Source organism: Dactylosporangium sp. CS-033363 (assembly GCF_050942475.1).
Classification (GTDB): Bacteria; Actinomycetota; Actinomycetes; order Mycobacteriales; family Micromonosporaceae; genus Dactylosporangium.
In genome coordinates this window covers 9,054,035-9,080,335 of sequence record NZ_CP192032.1, presented here as the reverse complement: position 1 = coordinate 9,080,335, position 26,301 = coordinate 9,054,035, and the positions used below count along the sequence as shown (strand labels likewise).

The window sequence follows — 26,301 nt, the reverse complement described above, 5'->3', positions numbered from 1 at the left end:
CTCCAGCCGTCAGGTCCGGCCCGCGTTCGCGGGGCTGGTGCCACTATTGCCGAATGTCGCTCCGCGCGCGTCGACCGGCGCCTGGAAGACATTGATGCTCGCGTTGATGATCTGCTGGGCCCGGGCGCGGTACTCGGTGGTGTCCAGGCCCTCCTCGACCAGGAAGTCGTTGAGCGCGGCGAGGACCCGCCGCTCGACGATCCGCGAGTGCCGGATGACGTCGCGGATCTGGAAGTAGTTCACCGCCCTGGCCGCCTGCCGGGTGAGCCGCTGAGCCTCGCGCAGGGCCTTGAGCGCGTTGCGCTCGGACTGCGGGTCCGACTCCTCGATGAGCAGGACGTTGCGGTGGCTCACAGGCACCAGGTCGGTCGGCGTGTATCCGGCGATGCCCGCCACATACCGGGAGACGGCGCCGTCCTCCCGCACGCTGAACCGGGCGCCGGGGTCGCGGGCCGAGCGCGCCGGCCCCGACCGCCAGAACCGCGGCAGCCGCCGACCGGCGAAGACCGCGACGCTCCACAGAGCCGCCGGCAGCCGCCTGATCTCCTCCGGCAGGTTGCCCATCCGCCGGCCGATCGCGACCGGGTGCACGTGGCGCCACAGCGCACCGGGGGAGTCGGGCACATGGAAGTCGGGGCGGGTGGGCAGGAGCGCCCAGGCGGAGAACTCGACGTACAAGAGCCGCCCTTGCAACGAAACGTGGACGAAGACGTTGGTGACGATCTCGCCCTTCCAGGAGTCGACGCGGCAGGACAGATAGTGCCGCGCCGGTCCGGTCGGATCGGTCCGGGCCTTCTCGATCGCCTCCTGGGTCGCCGCGGGCATGTCGCGGGCCGCGCTCCCGACCGCGAAGACGCGCTCGGTGATCTCGAGGCCGGACAGCTTCACCTCGGGGTTCGCGTCGGTCGCGAGGCGCTCGAGGTGCTCGCGCATCTTCCGGTTGAGCTTGCGCGACGTGAACTCGATCCGGTCCTGGCCGTCGTCCTCCCACACCTCGGAGTCCGCCTCGAGCTCGAACCCGCCGTCGTCGCCGGGCGCCCGCCGGTTGCGCAGCCGCAGGTCCATGCTCCAGGTCTGCAGCTCCTCGCCGCTGCCGATGAACGGCCGGAAGTCGGCGTAGTAGGTGACGGGCTCGCGCTCCTGGTCGTGCATGTATCGCATCCGGCGGTTGAGCCGCTCCTTGGGCACCTCGCCCATCCCCAGCATGTGCGCGAGCAGCACCTGGCGCGCGAGGGCGAACAGCAGCACCACGAGCGCGACCATCGCGAGGTCGGCGGCGGCCTGCCGGACGGTCACCACGATCGGCCCGGCGAGCGGGTTGCCGTCCCAGATGCTGGCCACGCTGCTGAAGCCGAGCGCCGCGATCCCGGACAGCAGCAGCACCGCCCACGCCACCACGAGCGCCTTGAGCGAGAACCGCAGCCGCAGCCAGAGGTCGCCGGAGAACTGGTTCCAGGACGGGCGTTCGCGGAAGTACCGGGCGATCATCCCACCGAGCCGGCCGAGCACCAGGGCCGCGTGCCAGTGCAGGAGGACCGCGCCGGCCAGCACGAGGGCGAGCGGGGAGCGGACCAGGGCGACGAGGAGTACGCCGGTGACGAGCACGTGCTGGGCGGTGTCCAGCCACCAGGCCCGCCGCGCGTGGAAGGCGACCTGGGCGAGCGAGAACCCGTAGGACGGCGCCACGTAGCGCGACCGGTCGGCGTAGGCGTCGAGCAGGACCCGCTGACAGAAATGCGTGTCCAGATACGTTCCGGCACACAGGCGCCGGGTGGCGAGCGTCATGGTGCTGGGATCGTACAATCGATCCCTTTCGCTGCGATCGCGGAATGGCATCGCCGAAACAGACAAGCTTCAATCAAACGTTCGGCCCGCGCACGACGGCGATGTCGTTGCCGTAGCCGATCGCGACCCGCCCGTCCGGCAGCGCGGCGAGCGCCCACATCACGTCCGGGGTGTCGAGCCGCCCCACCTGCGTGCGCGTTTCGAGGTCCCACCACCGCAGGGAATGGTCCAGGCTGACGGTGGCGATGTTCGTCCCTGTGACCACCACGCCCTGGATCTTGCTGTCGTGCGCGGTCAGCGGGTCCCCGGCCGGTTTTCCGGTGCGCGGGTCCCAGAACCGCAGGGTCCGGTCCGAGCTGGCGGAGATCAGCAGCTCGGTGCGCGGCTCCCAGGCCAGCATGTGGATGGACCCCGAGTGCCCCGTGAGCGGTTCGCCGACCGGCTCGCCGGTCTCGACGTCCCAGAGGCGGATCGTGTCGTCCAGGCTTCCCGAGGCCAGCAGCGCCCGTTCCAACGGGATGGCGACCAGGGCGCTGACCGCGTACCTGTGGCCCCGCATCGGCTCCCGGACCTCTTCGCACGTGTCGGGATCCCACAGCCGGACCGTCTTGTCGCCGCCGGCCGAGGCGAGCAGGGTTCGCCCTTCGTGGGGTACCGCGGCCAGGGCCTGCACCTCGCCGCGCTGGCTCATCGGCCGCCCGACCGGCCAGCCGGACAGCGGATCCCACAGCCGCACCTGGTAGTTCCCGTCGCCGGTGGCCAGCAGCGTCCGCCCGTCGGGCATGTCGAGTGCGGTCAGCGCCCGGACCGAGTCCTTGAACCCGGTCAGCGGCCTGCCGAACGGCTCACCGGTGCCGGCGTCCCACAGCCGCACCGTGTCGTCGAGGCCACCGGAGGCGACCAGCGTTCCTTGCCGGGTCTGCAGGACGGTCAGCGCCCGCACCCAGCGCGTGTGTCCGGTCCGCGGCGGCGTGGTGATCGGCGGTGCGGCGAAGTCCCACATGCGGACCGTCAGGTCCCAGCCGCCGGACGCGATCATCGTCCGCCCGTCGGGCATCGGGACGGCCGCGACGCCCGCGACGTTGTGGGACTGGCCGGTCAGCGGTACTCCCACGGCTGCCCCGGTGTCGGGATCCCATAGCCGGACCGCTCCGTCGCCGCCGCCGGAGATCAGGAGCGGCTTCTTGCGTGGGAGGACGGCGAGGGTCAGTACCGGAGCGGTCATTGGTTTGCCGACTGCTTCGCCGGTGTTGGGATCCCACAGCCGGATTCCGTCGTCGCCTCCGGAGGCCAGCAGCGTCTTCTTGAGTGGGAGGGCCACGAGGGCCGTCACGGATCTGTGGTGGCCTCGCATCGGCTTTCCGACGGGCTGCTCGTTGATCGGGTCCCAGAGCTGGATCGTCGCGCGGGCCGCGTTCCAGGCGAGCACCGTCCGGCCGTCGTCCAGCGGGACCGCGGCCAGGGCTGAGACCCAGTCGTGCTCCGTGTCGATCGGCGCACCTACGGCCTTCGCGGTGACGGGGTCCCACAGGCGTACCTTGCCGTCCTGGCCACCGGAGGCCACGAGGGTCCGCCCGTTGTACAGCGGCAGGGCAGTGACGGCGGAGACGCGCTTGCCGTGCCCTTGGAGGACCTCCGCCCGCCCGGTGGCGAGGTCCCACAGCCGCACCGCGCCGTCCTCGCCGCCGGACGCGATCATCGTCCGGCCGTCGGCGAGCGGTACCACCGCGACCGACTCCACCCAGCCGGTGTGGCCGGTGAACTCCTTGCCGACCTGTACTCCGGTGACGGGGTCCCACACCCGCACCGTGCCGTCGCGGCTTGCGGAGACCACCAGGTTCTGCTGCGGTACCGCCGCGACGTCCTGCACCTCGTTGGTGTGCCCGACCATCGGCGCGGCGGCTGCGGCGGGGGCGGTGCTCCAGACGGGGTGTGCCGTTCCTTCCGGCCATCTTGGAGCTTTTTTGAACCCGGCGAGCGCGAGCCGCACCCGGTCGGCCGTGTTGCTCGGCTCGTTGAGGTCGGCGGCGTCGAGTACCGCGGCCCACATGCGGCCTCGGTCGCCGGCGGTTTGGAGGGCTGTCAGGAGTACGCCTGGGTTGATTGCTGTGAGTAGGCCGGGCGCCGCGATGAGCTGGTCGAGCCGGTCTTCGGCGGCGGCCGCCCCGACCAGGCGCCGCACTCCGTCGACGGGGAGGGCGGCCCATCCGGCGAGGGTGGCAAGGACCAGTTCTCGCTCGAACACCGACCCGGCATCGTCAGCCATCAGTACAGTCTGGGCCCTCCACGTGTGGTGGGAGCTATTGGGTTGGCCCGGGACGGCATCGCGGAGCAGCTCCGAGAGGTCACCGCCGCCGTCGAAGTACGCCAGCAACTCGTCCCGGCTCATCGTCCGCGGGTCTCGGGAGATCGTCATTCGCGTCGCGTTAAAACGCCGACCGCGGCACGGATCGAAGCGAGCCGGCGAAGCGTGGACCGGAGGGTTACCGCCGGAGGACCCGCGGGCCGCCGGTCGACGACGACGAACGGCGAAATTCGGCACTCAGATGTGCACTCAAGACGCAAAAGAGGCCATGTCCATGGACATGGCCTCTGAGCTGGTGGGCGATACTGGGTTTGAACCAGTGACCTCTTCCGTGTCAAGGAAGCGCGCTCCCACTGCGCCAATCGCCCTTCAAAGGTGCCACACAGAAAATGCTGCGGCTCCGAGGTGGGAACGGGATTTGAACCCGTGTACACGGCTTTGCAGGCCGTTGCCTCGCCTCTCGGCCACCCCACCGTGGTGACTTCCCGAGCGGACGACGGGATTCGAACCCGCGACCCTCACCTTGGCAAGGTGATGCGCTACCAGCTGCGCTACGTCCGCACCGCCGACCGCGTTCGTCGGCGACGGATGCAAACTTTAGCCGACCGCCAACCCCCATGCCAAACCGGTATCCCGCTTCGGCGCGTCGAACAGGTCTGAGCTGCGGAAATTCAGCTCGCCGACGGGGCCAGGCCGGCGCAGGCGCGCAGCCCGCTGTACCGCTGCGTCAGTTTCTGGGCCTTGTCGCCGGTCAGCAGGACGGGCTGGCCGGTGTCGGAGACGACCGCGGGCAGGAACTCGGTGCGGATGACGCTGCGAGCCCGCACGGTGAGCCGCAGGACGCCGGTCTCGGTGCTCTTGGAGGTGCCGTACCAGAGGAAGTTGCCCATGCCGTAGGCGACGTACGTGCTGCCCAGCCAGCCAGAGCCCTGCAGGGTGTGGGCGTGCGCGCCGATGATGAGGTCGGCGCCGGCCTTGGCGAGCTGGGCGGCGAAGGTCTTCTGTTCGCCGTTGGCGCAGCTGTTCGCCTCTTCGCCCCAGTGGTTGAAGACGATCACGAGGTCGGACTGGGCTCGCGCGGCGGTCACGGCGGCTACCGCGCGTTTGGTGTCGAAGGCCAGCGCCACGCCGGGCTTGTCGGGGCCGGGGCCCCACGTCGACGCGAGTTCGTGGACCTGGCTGAAGCCGAGCAGGGCGATCTTCACGCCCTTCACCGTCGTGTACAGCGGGGCGTACGCGTCGTCGGTGTTCTTGCCCGCGCCGAAGTACGGGTACTGGGCGGCGTGCAGCGCGTCCAGGGTGTCCAGCAGGCCCACGCGGCCGTAATCGAGGATGTGGTTGTTGGCGATGGTGACGGCGTCGATTCCGGCGGCCTTGAGTGCGTCGATCGCTTTCGGTTCGGTGCGGAAATGGTACGTCTTGGGCTCCGGCGTCCCGCGCGACGTGATCGCGGTCTCGAGGTTCACCACGGTCATGTCGGCGTCTGCCAGGGTCGACGCGATCGGGCCGAACGCCGTCTCCGGGTTCGCGAGCAGCTTGGCGGTGCGCTCCATGAAATGGACGTCACCGGCGAAGGCGAGGCGCAGTTCGGCCGGCGGGGGCGACGTCGTCACGGACGGTGCCGGACTTGCGGCGGCCGCGGCCGGCGGGGTAGGGGCCGCGGGGGACTCGCTGCAGCCCGCGAGCAGCAGCGTCAGGGCGAGCACGCGCACCTTCACGGCGTCACGCTAACGGGTGACCGCCCCCGGCGGCAGTCCCGCCGCGCAATGCGCTACACTGCTTTCTCAGTGCGGACGTAGCGCAGCTGGTAGCGCATCACCTTGCCAAGGTGAGGGTCGCGGGTTCGAATCCCGTCGTCCGCTCTTTTCATGCCCGCAGGCGAACCGCGGGAATCGGCCGTTTCGGCGCCTTCGCGAGCACCCACAGCGGGTTGGACACTCCCACGATGTCGCCGCCGGCGAGGCGGACCTGGACGCGGACATAGTGGCCGGGCTGCACCGTGACGGTCTTCGATTTTTCGACCTTTTTCGACGGTACCGTTCCCGCCTCGTCCGCCACCCCCACGACCACTTCCGCCTTGGCCCCGCTGGGCAGTCCGGTCGCGATCGCCTCGACGGTCACGGGGGTTTTGCTCAGCAGTACCGCGCCCATGTGCGAAACGCCGCCGATGCGCAGATCCAGGCTTCCCCGGTACCGCGCCAGATCCGTGAACCACGCCGCGCCCTTGGCCAGGGCCGCCAGCAGATCCGCCTGCGCCGTCGAGTTCGCCCACACGTACGTGATGTCGTGTTCCGGCTCCTTCGCCCAATCCTTGGCGTCGTGGTCGTCGCTGCTGCCGACGGCGGTGAAGAACAGCGCGTTGCGGGCCGCGACATCGAAGACCCAGAGCAGATCGTCGTACGGTTTGCGGCCGATCTCGACCAGGTCCACGCCGAGGAAATCGCGCTCCAGCATCAGCTTCACGAGCTCGTCGCGCTTGGCCACGTCCATCGGGTGGTTCCAGCAGACGAGGCCGCCGTGCGCTTTGAGGTAGCGGACCATCGAGGCGGTCAGGTCGGGGTTGTTGTCGCGGATCGGCGGGTTCGGAAAGGACGGGAACCGCAGGTCGCCGCCGAACCAGTTCAGGTGCCGCACCAGCGACACCTCCAGCGCCCGGTAATGCGTGATCCCGGCCCCGTGCCTGGCCGCCGCGGCCGCGATGACCTCGGCCCGCAGCAGCTCACCGGCCTGCCCGGCGCGCCGCGAGCGGTGGAACGTGAGCCGGTCGACGACGAAGCCCGCATTCTGCGTGCCGATCCGCAGACCGGTCAGCGCATTGTCGCCGGCGGCGATGTCCGGCCACAGCTTGGCGACGTCGTCGACGAGCACGAACGTGAATTCCTGCCATTGCGCCGGCTTGATGGGCAGGCGCACCGTCCCGACCGCCCCCTTGGCCGTGTGCGTGACTGCCGGGAAGGGCCCGATCTGGTACCGCAACGTCAGCACCCCCTTGCCGGGATGGTTCGACAATTGCAGCTCGAACAGCAGGGAGCCGTCGGCCGGAAGCGTTTCCGGCAACAGGTCCAGCGTGAGTTCGGTGTCGGCGATGCAGGCGTTCATGGTGTTGTTCCAGGACTGCCCGCGGTACCAGATGATGCCCTTGCCCTTGGAAGCCAGCCGGAGGGCCTTGCCGGTGCCGTCCTGCGGCGAATGGGGCGACGCGACGAACGCGGTGACGGTGCCGGTCGGCTTTCCCTCGGTCTCCTTGACCCACTTCCAGTCCTCGCCGTTCTCCGGCTCGGACGCGCCGTCGAAATGCACGGCCTGGCGGTGCCCGAACGCGGCGATGCGGAAGTCGTGATCGGTCCACCAGATCACGTCGACGCCGAGCTTGCGGGCCTGTTCGAAGTGCGCGGAGAAGCTCGCGGTGCCCTCGCTGAACGGCCCGTGAATGTGCATCGCCATGCTGATCGGCCGCGCATTCCCGGCGGCCGGCAGTGCGGCGGCCCAATCCTCGGTCGGCTCGGCGGAGTTCGGTATCGCCCCGGCGAGGGCGGCGCCGGCGGTCGCGAGCACGGTACGGCGGGTCAGCGTGTGGTCCACATTCCCTGACGTTCCCGGATCGACGCCGGGCCCCGCAGCCGAATGGCTAAAGCTGCTCCACGTGGATGTCCAGTTGACCCGATCGGGGTTCCTCGACGCGATATCCGAGTTCACGCAACGTTTCCGTGAGCTTCACGGTGTTACGGGGCCGCGCGCCGGCGATGAGGAGCGCGCGCACGATGCGGCCCTTGGTGGCCTTGTTGAAGTGGCTGACCACCTTGCCCCCGTGCAGCACACGGACAGTGACGCAGTTGCGCGGGGCCCACATCGAGGTGTACGCCGACGACCGCAGATCGAGCACGAGCCCGCCCCCGGCCAGCTCGTCCAGCGGCGCCTGCAGTGCGCGTTTCCAGTGCGCGGTGAGCGTTCCGGTTTCGGGCAGACGAACACCGATCGAGCACCGGTACGGCGGGATCCGATCACCGATGCCCACCACGCCCCACAGCCCCGAGAAGATCAGCAGCTGCTTCGCGGCACGGCGCTTCGCGGCCGGGTCGAGCGTGGCCAGCCCGAGCGCGTCGTAGAGCACGCCGGTGTACACCTTGCCGGCGGCGACGGCGGGCGCGGTCTCCAGCCGGGTGTTGCGCTCGACCTCGCCGAGCTGCCCCTCGGTGAGCCCGAGCGCGGCGAGCGCCTTGTCCGGCTCGGCGGCGAGCTTCACCAGGTCGTCGAGCACGGCCCGGCGGGCGCCGGTGAGCGCCGGCACGGAGAGGCCGGCCAGATCGAGCGGCGTCCCGCGCCGGGGGGCGTCGGCCTTGCCTTCGGAGGGCGGGAGGAGGATGAGCACTTGCGGACAGTACCGCTCAGGGCTCTGTGTTCTCTTCGGACACCACCTCGACGGTCTCGGCGTTCACTTGCGCAACGGTGCCGTCGGCATAGCGGATTTCGAGCAGCGGTACGCCACGCTCGATGCTCAGTCGCGCACGCTCGTCGTCGCTGGGCATGCGGCTGACCAGCGTGGCGCCAGCGGGCAGCACGACCCGGCGCCGGGGCGGCGGCTTGCGCACTCGCGCAACGCGGCCGCGCTTGGTGGCGATCAGACCCTCCTCGCGCAGCACGGCGAGCGCCCGCCGGACGGTCATGAGGCTGACGCCGAAGTCCGCGGTGAGCAGGGCCTCGGAGGGCAGCGGAAGCCCCGCGACATACTCCCCGGCGTAGATACGTTCGCGGATGGCGTCGGCGATGTGGCGGTACCGCGCCTGCCCCTTGCGGCCCCGTTTGTCCACGGCGGTGAATGTAGGCCCCTATGGCCCTACACAACGAAGTTGCTTCAGCCGCAGCGGTACAAGACGCTTGGCGGGATTGAAGGCGCGGGGTGACGGTGGACGGCGAGGGACGGGCGCTGATGCGGGAGTACCGGGCGCTGCTGTGGATCGGCGACGAACCGGGGATTCGGTTGGAGCTGCTGGCGCCGTCACTGGCTGCCGCGAAGGCGCTGATTGTCGAGACGTACGGCGAGGGGCACGTCATCTCGCTCTGGAACGACGAGGACAGCCGCACCCCGCGCGGCGTCCCGATTGGCCTCCGCGCGACCCGTGAGCAGCTACCGGCCTCAGAGGAACCCGAGCAGGGCCACGTCGCCTAGAGTACCGCGTGCTACGAATCGGACCACCGGAAGCAGATCGGGCACATCTACTTCTGCGCCCCACGGACGACGGGCTTCGTGGCGCTGTTCGGGAGTCGTCAGCGCCTCTTCGTGAGGGTGAGCCAGTCGAGGTAACACGCCGCGCCCGCGTCCGCGGCTTCTGGCCAGGGGGAGGGTCCGTGAGGTAGCCGAGAGGCGAGGCAACGGCCTGCAAAGCCGTGTACACGGGTTCAAATCCCGTTCCCACCTCGGAGCCGCAGCATTTTCTGTGTGGCACCTTTGAAGGGCGATTGGCGCAGTGGGAGCGCGCTTCCTTGACACGGAAGAGGTCACTGGTTCAAACCCAGTATCGCCCACCAGCTCAGAGGGCCTGTCGATTCGTCGACAGGCCCTCTTTCATGTGTTGAGTGCCTGCGGCGCTCGCCTCCGACACGGCGCAGCAACCCCGCGGTTATAAGGTGGGGTTTATACTGGCGACATGTGGGAGGTCGTGCTGCTCGCTCCGGTCGGCGAGCGGTTCCTGGACCTGTGCGAGTCCGATCCGACCCACCGCCAACCGCGTCATGGAGGCGATCGACCACTTGGCGCAGGCGGGTCCCGGCCTCGGGCGACCCCTGGTAGACCGCGTCCACGGCAGCCACCTGCACAATCTCAAGGAGCTACGACCGGGCTCGACCGGTCGCTCCGAGATCCGCCTGCTGTTCATCTTCGACGCGGAGCGCGAAGCGGTGATCCTCGTCGCCGGGAACAAGGCCGGTCAGTGGATCCAGTGGTATCGGGAGAACATTCCGATCGCGGAGAGTCGATACGAGCAATATCTGGTCGAACGTAAGAATGTGGAGGGATCATGACCGCTCGCCGATGGAGTGAGGTCAAGGCCGAGGCGAAGGAGCGGCAGCCGTGGCTGGGCAGTGCCGAGGCCGAGGCTCAGCGGTCCGAGGTCCGCGCGGAGAACGTCGGCCGCATCCGCGGGCACGAGCTCGCCGAGATGCGGAAATCGGCCGGACTGTCCCAGGCAGAGGTAGCCGCCGTTCTCGGCGTCAGTCAGGCCCGGATCTCGCAGATCGAGCACGGTCAGGTCGACAGCCTGGACATGCTGCGCGCCTACGCCGAAGCCCTCGGCGCCGAGGTCTCGATAGTCGTGTCGCGGGGTCCGCTCACGCTGCGAGTCGCGTGAGGTCTCACGACCGATGACTGTGTGGCGACTGGGTGACATGACTCCCTAGCTCGCCCCTACTTCCCGGTCCTGGCCGGCGAAGATTCGGTCCGGCTGAGCCACCTGGTCCGCCGCCGTCCGCCTGCCGGCTGCTCCGGGCGCATTCCAGTCGCGCCGTACCGGTCCCAGGGCCGGGCATCGTGGGGCACGCCGGAACTCCGTGGCCGAGGCCGTCTACCGGCATCAACTTGGGCCGGTGCCGCTCGGCGGGGCCATCGACACGTCGCCGTACAGGGCGTAGGCCTCGTCGCCGGCCTCCTTGACCTCGGCCGGCGGCGGGGCGGCGACCGTCACCGGCGTGCCGAACTCGCTCAGTCGGATCGTGATCCGTTCCGGTTTCATCCCCATGCCGTCCACGGCCGGCGAGGTGTGCAGGACCAGGCTCGTGATGTAGCCCTGCCCGTCCAGCGTGGCCTCGAACGAGACCTGCTCATGCCAGCCGTACAACAACGAGGTGCGGCTCACCTTGGACGGGTTCAGGTGCCCCGTGAACGTCCCGGGCCCCGTCCGGGCCACGTCGGCGAGGGCGCCGGCCGAGCCGACCGTCGCCACGATGCCGGGAAAGCCGATCGCCGCGACCAGCGGCGCCCGCGCGAGGCTCAGGTGCGTCCAGTGGTCGGCGGTCAGCGCCCTCGCGTTGCCGCGGCTGTACACATCGTCGCCGATCACCGTGGTCTCGAGCTTGCCCACGACGGGGGACCGGACCTCGATCCTGCCGCTGGAGGCCTCGCGTGCCGGGTCGCTGACGCCGGTCATGGTGCCGATCACGGCGCCGCTCTCCTCGGCCGTCTCCACCGTGTACGCGCTCGGGACCGCCGCCGTCCGCACCAGCCCGGCGGCCAGCTCCGCCCGCGCGCTCGCATACGACGACGCCGCGGGCGAGCCAGGCCCTGGCGACGCCGGAGCCGAGCCGGCCGGCTTCGCGTCACAGCCCGCCGTGGCCAGTACGAACGCCACGAGGGTCACCATCAACGTCCTCCGCACGGCGACGATCTTGCCATGGCCCGTGCGGCCGCGTGCGGCATGGAAGCCAAGGCGCCAGCTGGCCGGGCGGGGTGCGAGGGGACGCGCGTTCATGTGGGTGTGGCCGACCGGATGAGTGATGGTGGTCGTCGATCTTCCGGCGGGGGGATAGCGTCGGCGTCGATACCTACAACGGGAGGTAGCGATGGCCTGGAGAGCCGCACGCTCGTTGCTGGTCCTCCAACAACAGTTACAGGCCGGGGCGCCGCGGGCGCGGCCGCCTGGGACCGGGGCCGATGAGTGGGGGCTGATCGGGGACGCGGCGCATGATCCGACGTCGGATCACACGCCGCATGATTTTCCTGGGTGGGGGAGTCAGATCGTCACCGCGGCGGACTTTCCCAATCGGCCGGATCTGGGGCTTGATGCCCATGCCGTGCTCGACGATATTCGGCGGTCCCGGGATGCCCGGGTCAAGTACGGGATCTCGAACGGGCAGATTTTCTCGAGTTATGCGGTCAGCGGGTACCCGGCGTGGGCCTGGCGACCGTACAACCCGAAGAACGGCGACCGGCACTTCACGCACGGGCACCTTTCCGTCGTCGGCGATTCGCGGGCCGACGGTACGCAACCCTGGCAGACGATCGGCGCGGCTTTTGCCGAGGAGGATGACGACGACATGGGCGCTTCGCTGGGTCCGATCAACATCGAGCGCGAGGGGATCACCTCGCTGACCATTCCGCCGGTGCAGGCCGGGGCGGCCGATCCGCGGTCGGCGTGGCTGAACTTCTGCAACGACACGGGTGTGGCGTACGGGCTGCGGGTCTGGTACTCGACCGGCAACGAGAACTTCGCGCCGTTCCCGGGGACCAGCAACGGGCTGCTCGCGGTCCGGTCCGGGCAGCGGTGGTCGCAGGAGATTCCCGCCGGTACCGCGTGCCTGTCGATCCTGCGCCAGGCGATCGACCCGGACGGGAACATCGTGAACCCGACCGCCGAGTACCGCGCGTACCCGGGCCACCTCACCCTGGTGATCGAGCGCGGGCCGGTCAGGCGCTGAAAACAACCTGCGCGGAGCCGGTGGGCGGGGTTGGACCATGATGGGAACGTGAACTTCCGGTCGATCTACGCCCACGGCTTCGTCCGGGTGGCCGCCTGCACCGGGCGGACCGCCATCGCCGACCCGCCCGCCAACGCCGAGGCGATCCTGCGGCAGGCGCGCGAGTGCTCGGACGAAGGCGTCGCGCTCGCCGTGTTCCCGGAGTTGGGGCTCAGCGGGTACAGCATCGAAGACCTTCTCCTCCAGGACGTCGTCCTCGACGGGGTGGAGGACGCGCTCGCCCAGGTCGTGGCCGGTTCGGCGGAGCTGCTCACCGTCCTGGTGGTCGGGGCGCCGCTGCGGCATCGGGGGCGGGTCTTCAACTGCGCGGTGGTCGTACACAAGGGCAGGGTCCTCGGCGTCGCGCCGAAGTCGTATCTGCCGACGTATCGCGAGTTCTACGAGACGCGCCAGCTCACCCCGGGCGATCTCGAACGCGGCGGGACGATCCTCGTCGGGGACCGCGAGGTGCCGTTCGGGCCGGATCTGTTGTTCGCCGCCGAGGACGTCGCGGGGTTCGTCCTGCACGTCGAGGTGTGCGAGGACATGTGGGTGCCGGTGCCGCCGAGCGCCGAGGCCGCCCTCGCCGGGGCGACAGTGCTGGCGAACCTGTCAGGCAGCCCGATCACGGTCGGCCGCGCCGAGGACCGCAAGCTGCTGAGCCGGTCGGCGTCGTCGCGGTGCCTGGCCGCGTACGTGTACGCCGCGGCCGGCCTCGGCGAGTCCTCGACCGACCTGTCCTGGGACGGGCAGACGATGATCTACGAGAACGGGGTGCTGCTCGCCGAGACCGAGCGGTTCCCGGACGGCGACCGGCGTTCGGTGGCCGATGTCGACCTCGACCTGCTGCGCCAGGAGCGGCAGCGGATGAACTCCTTCGACGACAACCGGCGCACGCACCAGGACCGGACCGGCGACTTCCGGCGCATCCCGTTCACCCTCGACCCGCCCGCGACCGACCTCGGGCTGCGGCGGGTCGTCGAGCGGTTCCCGTTCGTGCCGGCGGACGTCGAGCGGCTGGCCCTCGACTGCTACGAGGCGTACAACATCCAGGTGTCGGGCCTGCGGCAGCGGCTCTCCGCGATCGGGGAGCCGAAGGTCGTGATCGGCGTCTCCGGCGGGCTGGACTCGACGCACGCCCTGATCGTGGCGGCGCGGGCGATGGACCGGGCGGGCCGTCCGCGCACGGACATTCTCGCGTACACGATGCCGGGTTTCGCCACCTCGGGCGGTACCAAAGAAAACGCCTTCGCCTTGATGCGGGCGCTCGGTGTGAGTGTGCACGAGCTCGACATCACCGCGACCGCCCGATTGATGCTCGCCGAACTGGGGCATCCGTTCGCGTCGGGCGAGCCGGTGTATGACGTGACGTTCGAGAATGTGCAGGCCGGGCTGCGCTACGACTATCTGTTCCGGATCGCCAATTACCGCGGCGGCATCGTGCTCGGCACCGGGGACCTTTCGGAACTGGCGCTGGGCTGGTCGACGTACGGCGTCGGCGACCACATGAGCCACTACAACGTCAACGGCGGCGTGCCGAAGACGCTGATCCAGCACCTGATTCGCTGGGTCAGCAACAGCGGGCAGTTCGACGAGTCGGTCGGGAAGATTCTGAGCGTCATCGTCGAGCAGGAGATCAGCCCGGAGCTCGTGCCGGGGAAGGAACTGCAGTCGTCGGAGTCCAAGGTCGGACCCTATGCGCTGCAGGATTTCACGCTCTTCCATGTCCTCCGGTACGGCATGCGCCCCTCGAAAATCGCCTTCCTCGCCTGGCACGCGTGGCGCGACGTGGAGGCCGGGGCGTGGCCGGTGCATTTCCCGCCGCACCGCCGCGTCGCCTACGACCTGCCCGAGATCCGGCACTGGCTCGAGGTGTTCTGCAAGCGGTTCTTCGGGTTCGCGCAATTCAAGCGCTCGGCCCTGCCGAACGGCCCGAAGGTCTCGGCCGGCGGGTCCCTTTCCCCGCGCGGCGATTGGCGCGCCCCTTCGGACGGCAACGCCGAGGCGTGGCTGCGCGATCTGGCCCGGTTCGACCTGTCGTGAGCTGCTTCAGTTGTACCCGGAATGCCCAGCCGGACGCGCTGCCCCTGCGTGAGCGAATCGCGGGCGACGCGCACTGGCGGGTCGCGCACGCCTTCGACACGGGGCTGCCCGGGTGGCTGATTCTGGTCCCGCGGCGGCACGTGACCGCGCTGGCCGAATTGACCGACGTGGAGGCGGCGGCGCTGGGTTCGTGGCAGGTCCGGCTGTCCCGCGCGCTGCACGAGGCGACCGGATGCGTGAAGACGTACGTGGCGCAGCTCTCGGAGGCGGAAGGCTTCGAGCACGTGCATTTCCACATCGTCCCGCGGGCCGCCGACCACCCCGCGGACCTGATCGGGCCGCGGGTGTTCGGGGTGCTGCGGCCGCCGCCCGAGCGACAGATTCCCGTGGCGCAGGTGGACGAACTGTCCGCCCGGCTGGCGTCATTGCTGGGCGGCGGCGAGCGCTTCGTGCAGTGACGCGAAGCGATGCGCCAGCGCGATTCTCCCGTCGCGCACCCGGAACAGCGTCGCGACCCGCGCCGGCTCGCCGTCGTCGTTCCAGCGGGCGTCCTGCTCGACGACCATCGCGCCGGGGCCGGCCGGGTGGTACGAGAGCGGGGACAGCCGGATGCCCGACCGGATGATCCAGCCGGCGAAGTCGGCGGCCGGGATCGGGCCGGCGCCGCGGGGCCCGGAGACGTCGACCGGGTCGGTGACGGCGGCCTGAGCGGCGTCGAGGTCGCGCCGGTTGACGGCGTCGTGCCAGGCGTTGATCGCTTCCTCTACCATGATGGCACCGTATGCGTTTTGCATACGGGACGACAAGGGGGCGGGCGCATGGAAGCGGGGAGCGGGCGGGTCCTGTTCGCGTTCGTGCGGTTCTGGTCGCGGCGCTGGACCGGCGCCGACCCCGACCGCGGGCGGGACGTCATGGTGCTCGAGGCGATCACCGCCCTCGCGGGGCGCGGCGGCGGGGCGGCGCCGTCGGTCAACGACGTGGCGCGGGAGCTCGGGCTGGACCAGTCCGGGGCCAGCCGGCTGATCACCCGGGCGGAGCGGCTCGGCCTGCTGCGCCGGGAGGCGCCGCGCGGGGTCGGCGCGGCCAGCGCGGTCGGCGCCACACCTGCGGGCGAGGCGCTGCTCGCGGACGCGCACGCCTGGCAGGACGGCGTGCTGCGCGAGCTCACCGCGGGCTGGCCGGACGAGGACGTGCGGGCGCTGGTCGCGCTCATGGGCCGGCTCGTCGACGCCCAGGCCCGGCTGGACCCGTCGACCTAGCCCTACGATGGCCGCGTGGGCGCGTTCGTCGGGCGCGGCAGGGAGCGGGCGTTGCTCGCCGAGCGGGTCCGTGCCGCCCGGCAGGGGGCCGGCGGCGTCGTGCTGGTCGGCGGGGAGCCCGGCGTCGGGAAGACCCGGCTCGCCGAGGAGGCCGCGAAGGCCGCGGCGGCGCTCGGCATGTGCTGCGCCCAGGGGCGCGCGGTCGACGACGACGGCTGCCCGCCGCTGTACGCCGTGAACCAGATCCTGCGCGCCATCGGCGCCGAGGGCGGGATCGACCCGGCGGGTGACGAGCGGGACGAGCGGTTGCGGCGCAACGAGAACCTCGTCGAGATCATGGCGCGGGCCGGCGCCGAGCGGGGCGGGCTGTTCGTGGTCCTCGACGACGTGCAGTGGGCCGATCCGGGATCGCTGCGGCTGCTCGTGCACCTGGCGCGCAACGTCGGGCGGGAGGCGGTCTGTGTCGTGGCCACGTACCGCGACACCGAACCCGTGCCGGCGCTGCGGGACGCGCTCGCCGCCCTCGCGCGCGAGAGCGCCGTCGACCGCATCCGGCTCGAAGGGCTCGCCGCCGACGAGGTCGCCGCGCAGCTCGACGCCGTGGCCGGGTTCGCGGTGCCGGAGGCCGTCGCCGCCGCGGTGCACCGGCGCACGCGGGGGAATCCGTTCTTCGTCGGCGAGCTCGGGGCGCAGCTCGCGCGGCGTGAGATGACCGACGCGGGGGCTCTGCCCGCCGGGATCAGGGACGCCGTCCGGGCCCGCCTCGCCCGGCTCACGCCCGGGACGCGGGCCGTGGTGGCCGTCGCCGCCGTCGTCGGTGCGGGCGAGACCGCGCTGCTCGCCACGGTCGCGCAGGTCTCCAGCGCCGCGGTGATCGCCGCGGTCGACGAGGCGCGCGCGGCCGGGATCCTCGACGCCGGCCAGTTCACCCACGACCTCATCCGCGAGGCCGCGGCGGCCGAGGTGCCGACGGCGGAGCGGCTCGCCATGCACGCCGCCGCGGCCGAGGCGCTGCGCGGAAGCGGTGACGTGCCGCGCGTCGCGCACCACCTGCTGGAGTCGCTGCCGCTCGGGGACGCCGCGGCCGCCGCCGAGTGGGCGCGCCGGGCCGGGGACCTCGCGGCCGGGCAGCTCGCGTGGGAGGAGGCCGCCGACTGGTACGGGCGGGCGCTCGCCGCCGAACCCGGAGCGCGGCGCGCCGAGATCCTCATCGCGCGGGCGCAGGCGCAGAAGCGCGGGTACGACATCGAAGGCGCCCGGGCCTCGCTGCTCGCGGCGGCCGCGATCGCGCGGGAGCGGGGCGACGGGGCGGCGATCGCGCGCGCCGTGCTCGTCATGGAGGGCGTGTCGGACTTCCTCTGGGACCCGACCGGCCGCGCCCTCGCCGAGGAGGCCCTCGCCGCGCTGCCCGACGACGACTCGGGGCTGCGGGCGCGGCTGCTCGCCGGGTCGGTCGTCATGGAGATGTGGCGGGTGCCGCCCGACGCCGACGCGCGCTCCCGCGCGGCGCTGGGGATGGCCGAGCGGGCCGGGGACCGGCACGCCGTCGTCGAGGCGCTGCGGGCGCGGCAGTTCGCGTGCGCCGGGCCCGCCGGGGCGGAGGAGCGGCTCGCGCTCGGGACGCGGCTGCTCGGGATGCGCCGCGGCGACGACGACGCGGCGATGTGGGGGCGGCTGTGGCGCTTCGACGCGTACGCGCAGCTCGGTGACCTCACCGCGGTCGCCCGGGAGTCGTCCGCGCTGACCGCGATGGCCGAGCGGATGCGCAGCCCGCTCGCCCGGTGGCACGCGATCCGGACCCGGGCCACCCTCGCGGCCGCGCGGGGCCGGTTCGCCGAGGCGATCGAGCTGGGCGAGGCGGCGATCGCGCTGTCGCGGCGCTCCGGGCACGACGGGTCGACGCTGCCGTCGTTCGGGTACCTGCTCGCCGTGCGCGCCATGGTCGGGGACTTCACGGACCGGCCCGAGGAGACGATCCTGCGGCACATCGACGAGTCGGCGACCGTGGGGCTGCGGGGCATGCTGGCGAAGTGGATGTTCGCGGCCGGGCGCCTCGACGAGGCCGAGGAGTGGTACCGCGGGCTGCCCGGCGTCACCGAGCTGCCCGACTTCGTGCGGCTGCCGGCGGCGAGCGGGCTGATCGAGATGGCGGCCGCGTTCGGGGACACGGCGATGGTCGAGCGGATGTACGGCGAGCTGCTCCCGCACGCGGCCCGGTTCGTCTGCGGCGGGGCCGGCGTCATCATCATCGAGGGGCCGGTGCGGCTCCCGCTCGGCATCGGCGCCGCCGCGCTCGGACGCCTGGACGAGGCGGAGGAGCACCTGCGGGCCGCGATCGACCTGGCCGAGCGGGCCGGCATGCCCCCGGCCGCCGCGACCGCGCGCTACCACCTCGCCCGTACCGTGAAAAATCCGGAACTGTCCGAAAAGTACGCGCTACAAGCTGCCGCGCAAGCCGCAGAACTCGGCATGCGCCCCCTGCAGACCGCCGCGCACGCGTTGGCAGGCGGCCCGCTGACCAAGCGCGAGCGGGAGATCGCCGCCCACGTCGCGCAGGGCAAGACCAGCCGGAGCATCGCGCAGGAGCTGCACCTGTCCGAGCGCACGGTCGAGACCCACGTCCAGCACATCCTGACCAAGCTCGGCCTGGCCAACCGCACGCAACTGGCGACCTGGCACGCGCGGAGCCGTACCCCGGATACGTAGTACCACGGACGCGCCGAGGACCCCGCCGGGGCGACGCTGGCGGGCATGAAGGTTCTGCGCGCCGCGCGCGTCTTCGACGGTACCGCCGTCACCGCCGACACCGAGATCTGCATCGACGCCGGGAAGATCGTCCCCGGCCCCGCCCCCGAGGGGGCGGAGGTGCTCGAGCTGCCGGGCGCCACCCTGCTGCCCGGCCTCGTCGACACGCACGTGCACCTGGCCTTCGACGCCTCCCCGGACCCGGTGGCCGCGCTCGCCGCCCGCGACGCCGCGGACGCGTTCGCCGCCATGTGCGCCGCCGGCCGCCGGGCCGTGCAGGGCGGCGTGACGACCGTGCGCGACCTGGGCGACTCCGGCTACCTGGGCCTGGGCGTCCGCGACGCCGCGCGCACCGATCCGACGCTGCCGCACGTGGTCGCTTCGGGTGTACCGGTGACGACGCCGGGCGGGCACTGCCACTTCCTCGGCGAGGGCGTGCGCGGCGAGGCGGAGATGCGCGCCGCGGTCCGCGAGCGGCATGCCCGCGGCGTGGACGTGATCAAGGTGATGGCGAGCGGCGGCCGGATGACGCCCGGGAGCCGGTGGGAGCTCTCGCAGTACACGAGGAGGGAACTCGGCGCCCTGGTGGACGAGGCGCACGGGCTGGGCCTGCCGGTGGCCGCCCACGCGCACGGCACGGCGGCGATCGTGGACGCGGTCGCGGCCGGCGTCGACAGCCTCGAGCACGCGTCGTTCATGACCGCCGACGACGTCGACCCCATCCCGGACGGGCTGCTCGACGAGATCGTCGCCCGCGGCATCGTGATCAGCCTGACGCTGGGCTTCCGCCCGGGCGCGAGCGTCGGGCCGCCGCCGGAGATGGTGGCGCTGCTGCCGAAGCTCGTCGCCAACGCGCGGCGGATGGCCGAGGCGGGCGCGACGATCGTGGTCGGCACCGACGCCGGCATCGCCCCGATGAAGCCGCACGACGTGGTCCGCGACGCCCCCGCGCACCTGGCCCAGCTCGGCCTCGACCCGGCGCGGTGCCTGCACGCCGTCACCGCCCGCGCGGCCGCGGCGATCGGCCTCGGCGACCGCAAGGGGCGGCTGCGGCCCGGGTACGACGCGGATGTCCTGGCCGTCGACGGCGACCCGCTCACCGATCCGGCCGCACTGCACCGCATCCGCGCGGTCTACGTGCGCGGCGTGGCCGTGGCACCGGCGAGTTCGGCGCGGATCAGCGAGTACAGGTAAAGGCTCCGCCAACGGCCCTCGCGGAACTGCGCCGAGCGGATCTCGCCCTCCCGGGTGAACCCGGCCTTGGCGAGCGAGCGCTGCTCGGCGACGTTCTCCACGTCCGTGTAGGCCTCGACGCGCTCCAGCGGCGTGGTGTCGAGCAGGTAGGCCGCCAGCATGCGCTGCGCGACCGCGCCCGCGCCCCGGCCGCGGAACTCCGGCAGCAGCGCGATGCCGATGTTCCAGCACGCCCAGATCGGCACCCCGTAGGTGTGCCGGCTCCACACCACGTTGCCGGCGGCGGCCCCGGCGACCTGCACGATCAGGCACCCGCCGTCGGCGGTGATGAGCCGGTTCTCCTCGAACCGGCGGCGGGTGGCGGCGATGTCGCGGTAGCCGGACCAGTTGAACAGCCCGCCCGCCTCGGGGTCGTCGGCCTGGCGCTCCAGCACCCACAGGTCGGCGGCGGCGACCGGCCGCAGGACCACGTCCGGGGTCTCCACCGCAGCAGCGTACCGGCGGATCACTGTGCGGCGCGGTCGGTTGCACTGTGTCGAGTACCCGTCGCCGACCGGCCGATCCCGGTGGCGTTCGACGATGATGGGCGGCGGGCAGAGGTTGGAGAACCGCAATGACGTCGGGTTCCGGCGCGCACCGCAGCGCCGAGATCGACATCGTGAACGAACCGGTCGCCGAGGGGCTGCGCGCGCTGCACGCCGACGGGGACCTGAGCACCGCACGGGGGTGGTTCGACGCGGCGTACGCGCGCGCGGAGGCGGCCGGGGACGTGCCCGGCATGGCCGAGGCGGCACTGGGCTTCGCCGGTGTGTGGGTGCACGAGCACCGCATCGGCGCGGACGCGGCCATCTTGGAGCAGCGGCTGCACGGGCTGCTGGGGCTGGCCGAGGCCGAGGGGGCTTTGGCGGTACGCCTGCGCGCCCGTCTCGCCGCCGAGCGCGACTATCGCGAGGGCCGCAGCGACGCGGTCCTGGCCGCGCTGGAGGACGCCCGCGCGCACGGCGACCCCGTCGCGCACGCCGAGGCGCTCAGCCTCGCGCACCACTGCCTGCTCGGCCCCGAGCAGCGGCTGCTGCGCCGGGAGATCGCCGTGGAGCTGCTCGGGGTGAGCGCCCGCACCGGACGCCGCGGCGACCTCGTGATGGGGCTGCTGTGGCGCACGGCCGACCTGTTCCTCGACGGCGACCGGCACGCCGAGCGCCGGCTGGAGGAGCTGCGGGCCGTCCTCGCGCAGCGCCCGCACCTCGCCGCCGGGTACGTCGCCGACGCCATCGACGTCATGCGCGAGATCCGGGCCGGGCGGTTCGCCGAGGCGGAACGCGCCGCGCACGCGTGCTTCCGGCGCGGCGAGGAGGCCGGCGACGCCGACGCCGCCGGGTGGTACGGGGCGCATCTCGTGGCGATCCGGTGGTACCAGGGACGCCTGCAGGAACTGCGCCCCATGCTCGAGCGCCTCGTGCACTCCCCGACGCTGTCCATCGTGGACAACGCGTACTACGCGGTGCACGCGGTCGCCGCGGCCGAGGCGGGGGAGCTGCGCGCGGCCGCGGGCGCCCTCGCGCGGCTGCGCGGGCCGTCGCTCAAGGAACTGCCGCGCTCGGGCAGCTGGCTGGTGACCATGCACGGCATCGTCGAGGCGGCCCGGCTCGTCGGCGACGCCGACCTGGCCGCCGAGGCCTACGAGCTGCTGCTCCCGCACGCCGAGCTCCCGGCCATGGTGAGTCTCGGGATCGCGTGCTTCGGTTCGGTACACCATGCGCTCGGTATCGCGGCGGACGTGTCCGGCCGGCGCGACCTCGCCGTGCAGCACCTGACCCGCGCGGTCGCGCACAACCGGGCGCTCGGGCACTGGCCGGCCGCCGAGGAGTCGCGCAAGGCGCTCGACCGGCTCGGCCCGGCCGCTCCCGCGCGCGCCACGTGCGTGCGGGAGCGGCAGCACTGGCGGCTGGGCTGGGGCGAGCGCACCGTGCTCGTCGAGCACAGCGTCGGGATGCTGCACCTGGCCGTGCTGCTGGCCAACGCCGGCACCGAGATCCCCGCCGTCGAGCTGGCGATGGGGGTCACCGGGCTGGCGCGGGCGGCCGGGGCGCAGACGGTGCCGCAGGAGATGCTCGATCAGGAGGCGATGCGGCGGTACCGCGCCCGCGTCGCCGAACTGCGCACCGAGATCGAGTCGGCGGCGGGCACCCGGCGCGCGGACGCGGCCCGCGAGGAGACCGCGGCGCTGCTGGCCCAGCTCGCGGGCAGCGTCGGCATCGGCGGGCGCAGCCGGCGCTTCGTCGACAACGCCGAGCGCGCCCGGGTGGCCGTGGGCAAGGCGATCCGCCGCGCCATCGGCCGGGTCGAGGAGGCCGACTCCGGCCTCGGGCGGCACCTGCGCGAGACGGTCCACACCGGGCGGCAGTGCTCGTACCGGCCCGTCTAGGGCTTCCAGGGCAACGCCTTGCCGTGCCGGACGAGCTCGCCGTAGTGGCCGGGCCGGATCTCGCCGAGCGCGAGATCCAGCAGCGCCACCGCGGCCTCGTCCGGCGTCGGCGCGCCGCTGACGTCCCACCACAGCCCCGACGTCGGCGTGTTGATCATCCCCGGGCAGACGGCGGCGAGCAGGATGCCGCGCCGCGCGTCCTCGTCCCGCCGCTGCGCCGCGAGCGCGCGCACGGCCGCCACCTGCGCGATCTTCGACGGGATGTTCACGAACCCCGGCCACGCCATGCCCTTGGCCCGCCCGTCGAGCACCTCGTCGCGCCATGTGGCCGTGGCCGCGTCGACGGCGTCAAGCGAGTCCAGGCCGTCGAACCGCGGATGCAGCACCGGCGCCAGGTGGTGCAGCGTCCCGAGCGAGCTGGCCACGACCAGCAGCCGCCCGCCGTCGCGCAGCCGCGGCGCGAACGCCCGCAGCAGCCGCGTCGTGCCGAAGTTGTTCACCTGCGTGTAGGCGTCCACGATCGCGGCCGGCTCGTCGTCCGGCCCGACCCGCATGACCGCGTTGCCGAACACGATGTCGACCTCGCCGACCTCGCCCGCGACCCGCTCGGCCGCGCCGGGATCGGCCACATCGAAATGGAGGCCGACGACCTTCGCCCGCCCTTCCGGAAGAGCCGCGGCGGGTGTACGGCCGGTGAGGTACACGACATCGCCCGAACCCAGGCGCTGGGCCAGCCCGGCGACCAGGGCGTACCCGAGGCCCTGCGTCGCGCCGGTGACAAGTGCGGTGGTCATGCGTCCGACGCTAGGAGCGCTCCGGCCATGCGGCCAACGCGAGTCCCGCAGGTCTGGTATGCGTATTCGTCATGGGCTTCGGTGACGTCTCCCTCGTAGGTCTGCGCGTCTTCCGCGAGATCGCGGCCCGCGGCACCCTGACCGGCGCCGCGGCCGCGCTCGGCTACACCCAGTCGGGCGTGTCCCGGCAGATCGCCGCGCTGGAACGCGCCACAGGTGCCCGCCTGCTGGACCGCCGCCCGGACGGCGTCCGGCTCACCGCCGCGGGCCGCATCGTCCTGCGCCGGGCCGCCACCATGCTCGACGAGGCCGACGCGGCGACGCGTGATCTGGCCGGCCTGACCGCTCGTGGCGGTACGGTCCGGCTGGGCTGGTTCCCGAGCGCGGGGGCGGTGATCGTGCCGCGCGCCCTGGCTCGGCTGGACGGGACCATCACCGTGCTGAGCCGCGAGGGGTCGACCGCGGCTTTGGTCCGGGCGTTGCGGGCCGGGACGCTTGATCTGGCGCTGCTCGCGGCGGCGCCGCCGTTCCGGCCGCCGGATGCCGAGGATCCGCCGTTGGAGATCGAGGTGCTGGCGGAGCGGGAGCTGCTGGTGGCGCTGCCGTTGGGGCACGCCTTGGCGGCCGGCGATCATGTCGACGTGTCCGACCTGCGTGGGGTGCGCTGGATCGACGGGCCTTTGATGGGCGTGTGGCCCGGACTTGGCGGGCGGCCCGTGGTGGCGCATACGGCTCGGGACTGGCTGGCGAAGCTGCGGCTCGTGGCGGCGGGGCTTGGGGTTACTACGGTGCCGGCTTCGCTTGCGCCGGCGGTTCCGGAGGGGGTGCGGCTGCTGCCGGTTCGGGGTGGGCCTCGGGAGCTTCGGCGGCTCACCCTCGCGCGGCGGCCTGGTCCTGTTACGGAGGCGGCTGTTCGGCTGATTGAGGCGCTTCGGGCTGTGGCGCTGTGATGTCTTTTCTGGGCCGGACCGATGGGCACCAGATATGTGCGCTCGTCCGATGGTTCGGGCCGCCTGTCGGCGGCCCACAGGGTTGGCGTGGTCCCGGTTCGACTTTGGTCAGCGTTGGTGGTCCAGACCGTCGGGGACTGCCGGGTCCGTCGTGGTCATCATTCGGTGGTGCAACTCGGGAATCCTTTTTTTGCAATTTCTCTCCTGGACCATCGAACGGTGACCAGAGTCGTTACCGGGACCACGCTTATACATTCCGGCGAGGGCACATATGTGGTGCCCATCGGTCCGGCGCATTGCTTTTGAACCACCGCGATGAGATAATAAATACGTGGGCCAGATGTCATTGTTCGGCCGAGCCGAATTGACAGCAATGCGAGACACCACGAGACGAAGAAACTACTGCGCCAGCACGGAGAAATTCCGGCAGGAGCACAAAAGACACCGCGACTGGGGACAATGCCACGTAGCTTAAGTTGATCTTGTTGGGTGCTCGGCGTGGTGTGGTGACATCGATGGCGGTTCCGGTTTGGATCGCGGGTCATGACCTCGGTGGTGGTGGATCGGCCGGTGGTGCGTCCTGATCAGGTCACGCTGGGCGTGCTGATCTCGCAGGTGCCGCGGGATGCGGTGGATGACGCTGTGGCGGTGTGCGGGGTACGGGAGCGGCGTTCGGATGGCAAGCTGCCGGCGCATGTGACGGCGTATCTGACGCTTGCGTTGGCGTTGTTCCCTGACGATGACTATGAGGAGGTCGCCGCGAAGGTGACAGGGTCGCTGGACCGGTTCGGGGTCTGGGACGCGGGCTGGAGCGTGCCGACCTCGTCGGCGATCACGCAGGCCCGGAAACGGCTGGGTCGTGAACTGTTCGCCGAACTGTTCCGCGGCACCTGCGGGCCGGTCGCCGGGCGGGCCGGTCCGGCGGCGGCCGCGGCGGCGCTGGGCGCGGCACGGGGTTCGTTCCTGCGCTCGTGGCGGCTCCTGGCGATCGACGGGTTCGAGATCGACGTGCCTGACACACCCGCGAACGTGGCGGAGTTCGGCTATGCCGGCAGTGGTGAGAAACAGTCGTCGTTCCCCAAAGCCCGGGTCGTGGCCCTCGCCGAGTGCGGCACCCACGCGTTCGTCGCCGCCGCGGTCGGCACCCACACCAGCGGCGAGAAAACCCTCGCCGCCACGCTCTACCCACAGCTGCACGGCGATGAACTGCTGACCGCCGACCGGGGTTTCTACTCCTGGCGCGGCTGGCAGACGGCGCAGGCCACCGGCGCGGCGCTGCTGTGGCGGGCCCCGACGAACCTGCACCTGCCCGTGATCAAGATCCTGCCCGACGGCACCTACCTCAGCATCCTGATCAAACCCGAGATCCGGTTCATCCCACGCCGGGACCGGCTGCTGGCCGCCGCCCGCGCCGGCACCCACCTGGACAACCTCGATCACATCCCCGAGGCGTTCGACCGCCACGGCGAACCGATCGCGCATCTCGTCCGCGTCATCGAGTACGACATCCCCGACCGCGCCGGCGACGGCCACCACGAACTCATCGCCCTGACCACCACCATCCTGAACCCCGCCGACGCCCGCGCCGACGAACTCGCCGCCGCCTACCACCAGCGCTGGGAACAAGAAACCAGCCATGACCAGCTCAAAACCCACCTCCGCGGCCCCGGCCAAGTCCTGCGTTCCCGGCTACCCGACCTCGTCCACCAGGAAATCTGGGCCTACCTCATCGTCCACCACGCCGTCACCGCCCTGATCACCCAAGCCTCCGCCGCCGCCGACCTCGACCCCGACCAGATCTCCTTCACCAAAACCCTCCGCCTGATCCGCCGCACCGCCACCGGAACAGCCGCTATTCCCCCCTCACCACTGGACTGAGCAACTCCCCGACCACCTCCACCACATCACCACCCACCGCATCCCGCCACGACGCGAACGCACCTGCCCCCGCGCCATCAAACGCGTCCGGCACTGCCACTACCGCCTCAAACAACCCGGCGAACCAGCCAGCACCCGCCACGACAAACCCCCAACCATCCGCCACCACCCACTCACCACAAGATCAAACTAAGCTACGTGGCATTGCGACTGGGGACTGGCCCAGCGTCATGCCGAGAAGTTGCGGCGGCTGCGCGAAGAGACGCCGGAATCGGCCTGCTCCGCAGCGGCGGACCAGACTCAGCCGCCAGTGAATGAGGAGACGACGGCAAGGATCGCCGTCCGCGCCGTCCGCGCCGTCCGCGCCGTCCGCGCCGTCCGCGCCGTCCGCGCCGTCCGCGCCGTCCGCGCCGTCCGCGCCGTCCGCGCCGTCCGCGCCGTCCGCGCCGTCCGCGCCGTCCGCGCCGTCCGCGCCGTC

At 71.8% G+C, this 26,301-nt stretch carries 21 protein-coding genes, 6 tRNA genes and 1 pseudogene; 15 read left to right on the top strand and 13 right to left on the bottom strand.

The window, feature by feature from the left end; genetic code table 11:
* Nucleotides 1-9 precede the first annotated feature (9 nt).
* From ACQPZ4_RS41845 to ACQPZ4_RS41820, 6 genes are all read right to left on the bottom strand, one after another.
* The gene (locus ACQPZ4_RS41845; protein ID WP_433049179.1) at nt 10-1,785 is read right to left on the bottom strand and encodes a hypothetical protein; all 1,776 of its coding nucleotides are present in this window, start codon (nt 1,783-1,785) and stop codon (nt 10-12) included.
* A gap of 73 nt (nt 1,786-1,858) precedes the next feature.
* Nucleotides 1,859-4,051, bottom strand: a complete 2,193-nt coding sequence (locus ACQPZ4_RS41840; protein ID WP_433049176.1) for a WD40 repeat domain-containing protein — start codon at nt 4,049-4,051, stop codon at nt 1,859-1,861.
* Nucleotides 4,052-4,383: 332 nt separating this feature from the next.
* Nucleotides 4,384-4,458 (bottom strand) — tRNA-Val (locus ACQPZ4_RS41835).
* Nucleotides 4,459-4,493: 35 nt separating this feature from the next.
* A tRNA-Cys gene (locus tag ACQPZ4_RS41830) sits at nt 4,494-4,564 on the bottom strand.
* 14 nt (nt 4,565-4,578) lie between these two features.
* Nucleotides 4,579-4,651 (bottom strand) — tRNA-Gly (locus ACQPZ4_RS41825).
* 110 nt (nt 4,652-4,761) lie between these two features.
* A complete protein-coding gene (locus ACQPZ4_RS41820; RefSeq protein WP_433049173.1) occupies nt 4,762-5,808 on the bottom strand; it encodes a CapA family protein in 1,047 nt (348 codons plus the stop codon).
* Nucleotides 5,809-5,879: 71 nt separating this feature from the next.
* Here ACQPZ4_RS41820 and ACQPZ4_RS41815 point away from each other — a divergent pair.
* Nucleotides 5,880-5,952 (top strand) — tRNA-Gly (locus ACQPZ4_RS41815).
* Nucleotides 5,953-5,956: 4 nt separating this feature from the next.
* Here the strand turns inward: ACQPZ4_RS41815 and ACQPZ4_RS41810 are convergent.
* The 3 genes from ACQPZ4_RS41810 to ACQPZ4_RS41800 are packed head-to-tail and all read right to left on the bottom strand — an operon-like array spanning nt 5,957 to nt 8,898.
* Nucleotides 5,957-7,786 (bottom strand): hypothetical protein, encoded by a 1,830-nt coding sequence (locus ACQPZ4_RS41810; protein ID WP_433049170.1) that lies wholly within the window; start codon nt 7,784-7,786, stop codon nt 5,957-5,959.
* Entirely contained in the window at nt 7,719-8,459 is a 741-nt protein-coding gene (gene yaaA, locus ACQPZ4_RS41805) for a peroxide stress protein YaaA (protein WP_433049167.1), read from the bottom strand. The genes ACQPZ4_RS41810 and yaaA overlap by 68 nt, the downstream gene beginning before the upstream one ends.
* Nucleotides 8,460-8,475: 16 nt before the next feature.
* A complete protein-coding gene (locus tag ACQPZ4_RS41800; protein ID WP_433049164.1) occupies nt 8,476-8,898 on the bottom strand; it encodes a GntR family transcriptional regulator in 423 nt (140 codons plus the stop codon).
* An 89-nt stretch (nt 8,899-8,987) separates the two neighbouring features.
* Between ACQPZ4_RS41800 and ACQPZ4_RS41795 the strand changes: the two genes are divergently transcribed.
* The 5 genes and pseudogenes from ACQPZ4_RS41795 to ACQPZ4_RS41775 all read left to right on the top strand — a co-directional run bounded on the left by ACQPZ4_RS41795 (nt 8,988) and on the right by ACQPZ4_RS41775 (nt 10,434).
* Nucleotides 8,988-9,257, top strand: a complete 270-nt coding sequence (locus ACQPZ4_RS41795; protein ID WP_433049161.1) for a hypothetical protein — start codon at nt 8,988-8,990, stop codon at nt 9,255-9,257.
* A gap of 179 nt (nt 9,258-9,436) precedes the next feature.
* Nucleotides 9,437-9,506, top strand: a tRNA-Cys gene (locus ACQPZ4_RS41790).
* A gap of 35 nt (nt 9,507-9,541) precedes the next feature.
* Nucleotides 9,542-9,616: transfer RNA gene (locus tag ACQPZ4_RS41785), tRNA-Val, on the top strand.
* Nucleotides 9,617-9,735: 119 nt separating this feature from the next.
* A pseudogene (locus ACQPZ4_RS41780) lies at nt 9,736-10,108 on the top strand (type II toxin-antitoxin system RelE/ParE family toxin).
* The gene (locus ACQPZ4_RS41775) at nt 10,105-10,434 is read left to right on the top strand and encodes a helix-turn-helix domain-containing protein (RefSeq protein ID WP_433049158.1); all 330 of its coding nucleotides are present in this window, start codon (nt 10,105-10,107) and stop codon (nt 10,432-10,434) included. The pseudogene ACQPZ4_RS41780 and the gene ACQPZ4_RS41775 overlap by 4 nt, the downstream one beginning before the upstream one ends.
* A 222-nt stretch (nt 10,435-10,656) precedes the next feature.
* Here the strand turns inward: ACQPZ4_RS41775 and ACQPZ4_RS41770 are convergent, their stop codons facing one another.
* A complete protein-coding gene (locus ACQPZ4_RS41770) occupies nt 10,657-11,457 on the bottom strand; it encodes a hypothetical protein (RefSeq protein WP_433049155.1) in 801 nt (266 codons plus the stop codon).
* Between the two features lie 415 nt (nt 11,458-11,872).
* On the opposite strand from ACQPZ4_RS41770, the gene ACQPZ4_RS41765 reads away from it, so the two are divergent.
* Genes ACQPZ4_RS41765 through ACQPZ4_RS41755 form a run of 3 tightly spaced genes read left to right on the top strand, consistent with a single transcriptional unit; the run spans nt 11,873 to nt 15,036 of the window.
* Entirely contained in the window at nt 11,873-12,496 is a 624-nt protein-coding gene (locus ACQPZ4_RS41765; RefSeq protein ID WP_433049152.1) for a hypothetical protein, read from the top strand.
* A 48-nt stretch (nt 12,497-12,544) separates the two neighbouring features.
* The gene (locus ACQPZ4_RS41760; RefSeq protein WP_433049149.1) at nt 12,545-14,578 is read left to right on the top strand and encodes an NAD(+) synthase; all 2,034 of its coding nucleotides are present in this window, start codon (nt 12,545-12,547) and stop codon (nt 14,576-14,578) included.
* Nucleotides 14,575-15,036, top strand: coding sequence for an HIT family protein (locus ACQPZ4_RS41755; RefSeq protein ID WP_433049146.1), 462 nt, complete (start codon nt 14,575-14,577; stop codon nt 15,034-15,036). The genes ACQPZ4_RS41760 and ACQPZ4_RS41755 overlap by 4 nt, the downstream gene beginning before the upstream one ends.
* Here the strand turns inward: ACQPZ4_RS41755 and ACQPZ4_RS41750 are convergent.
* Nucleotides 15,001-15,348, bottom strand: a complete 348-nt coding sequence (locus tag ACQPZ4_RS41750; RefSeq protein ID WP_433049143.1) for a nuclear transport factor 2 family protein — start codon at nt 15,346-15,348, stop codon at nt 15,001-15,003. The two genes, ACQPZ4_RS41755 and ACQPZ4_RS41750, sit on opposite strands and share 36 nt — an antisense overlap.
* 48 nt (nt 15,349-15,396) lie before the next feature.
* On the opposite strand from ACQPZ4_RS41750, the gene ACQPZ4_RS41745 reads away from it, so the two are divergent.
* Genes ACQPZ4_RS41745 through ACQPZ4_RS41735 form a run of 3 tightly spaced genes read left to right on the top strand, consistent with a single transcriptional unit; the run spans nt 15,397 to nt 19,776 of the window.
* Nucleotides 15,397-15,837, top strand: coding sequence for a MarR family winged helix-turn-helix transcriptional regulator (locus ACQPZ4_RS41745; protein ID WP_433049140.1), 441 nt, complete (start codon nt 15,397-15,399; stop codon nt 15,835-15,837).
* Nucleotides 15,838-15,852: 15 nt separating this feature from the next.
* On the top strand, nt 15,853-18,543 hold the full coding sequence (locus ACQPZ4_RS41740) for an AAA family ATPase (protein ID WP_433049137.1): 2,691 nt from the start codon (nt 15,853-15,855) through the stop codon (nt 18,541-18,543).
* Between the two features lie 45 nt (nt 18,544-18,588).
* On the top strand, nt 18,589-19,776 hold the full coding sequence (locus ACQPZ4_RS41735; protein ID WP_433049134.1) for an amidohydrolase family protein: 1,188 nt from the start codon (nt 18,589-18,591) through the stop codon (nt 19,774-19,776).
* Here ACQPZ4_RS41735 and ACQPZ4_RS41730 read toward each other — a convergent pair.
* Complete coding sequence (locus ACQPZ4_RS41730) at nt 19,716-20,261, bottom strand: GNAT family N-acetyltransferase (RefSeq protein ID WP_433049131.1); 546 nt, start codon at nt 20,259-20,261, stop codon at nt 19,716-19,718. The genes ACQPZ4_RS41735 and ACQPZ4_RS41730 overlap by 61 nt on opposite strands.
* A gap of 128 nt (nt 20,262-20,389) precedes the next feature.
* Between ACQPZ4_RS41730 and ACQPZ4_RS41725 the strand changes: the two genes are divergently transcribed.
* Nucleotides 20,390-22,201 carry a hypothetical protein gene (locus ACQPZ4_RS41725; RefSeq protein ID WP_433049128.1) on the top strand — a complete coding sequence of 604 codons (1,812 nt, stop codon included), beginning with the start codon at nt 20,390-20,392 and terminating at the stop codon, nt 22,199-22,201.
* Here ACQPZ4_RS41725 and ACQPZ4_RS41720 read toward each other — a convergent pair.
* On the bottom strand, nt 22,198-22,995 hold the full coding sequence (locus tag ACQPZ4_RS41720; RefSeq protein ID WP_433049125.1) for an SDR family NAD(P)-dependent oxidoreductase: 798 nt from the start codon (nt 22,993-22,995) through the stop codon (nt 22,198-22,200). The genes ACQPZ4_RS41725 and ACQPZ4_RS41720 overlap by 4 nt on opposite strands.
* 71 nt (nt 22,996-23,066) lie before the next feature.
* Here ACQPZ4_RS41720 and ACQPZ4_RS41715 point away from each other — a divergent pair, with 71 nt between their 5' ends.
* Together ACQPZ4_RS41715 and ACQPZ4_RS41710 are read left to right on the top strand one after the other, a co-directional pair.
* Nucleotides 23,067-23,945, top strand: coding sequence for a LysR family transcriptional regulator (locus ACQPZ4_RS41715; RefSeq protein ID WP_433049123.1), 879 nt, complete (start codon nt 23,067-23,069; stop codon nt 23,943-23,945).
* A 543-nt stretch (nt 23,946-24,488) separates the two neighbouring features.
* Nucleotides 24,489-25,823 carry an IS4 family transposase gene (locus ACQPZ4_RS41710; protein ID WP_433046682.1) on the top strand — a complete coding sequence of 445 codons (1,335 nt, stop codon included), beginning with the start codon at nt 24,489-24,491 and terminating at the stop codon, nt 25,821-25,823.
* The last annotated feature ends 478 nt before the right edge of the window (nt 25,824-26,301 follow it).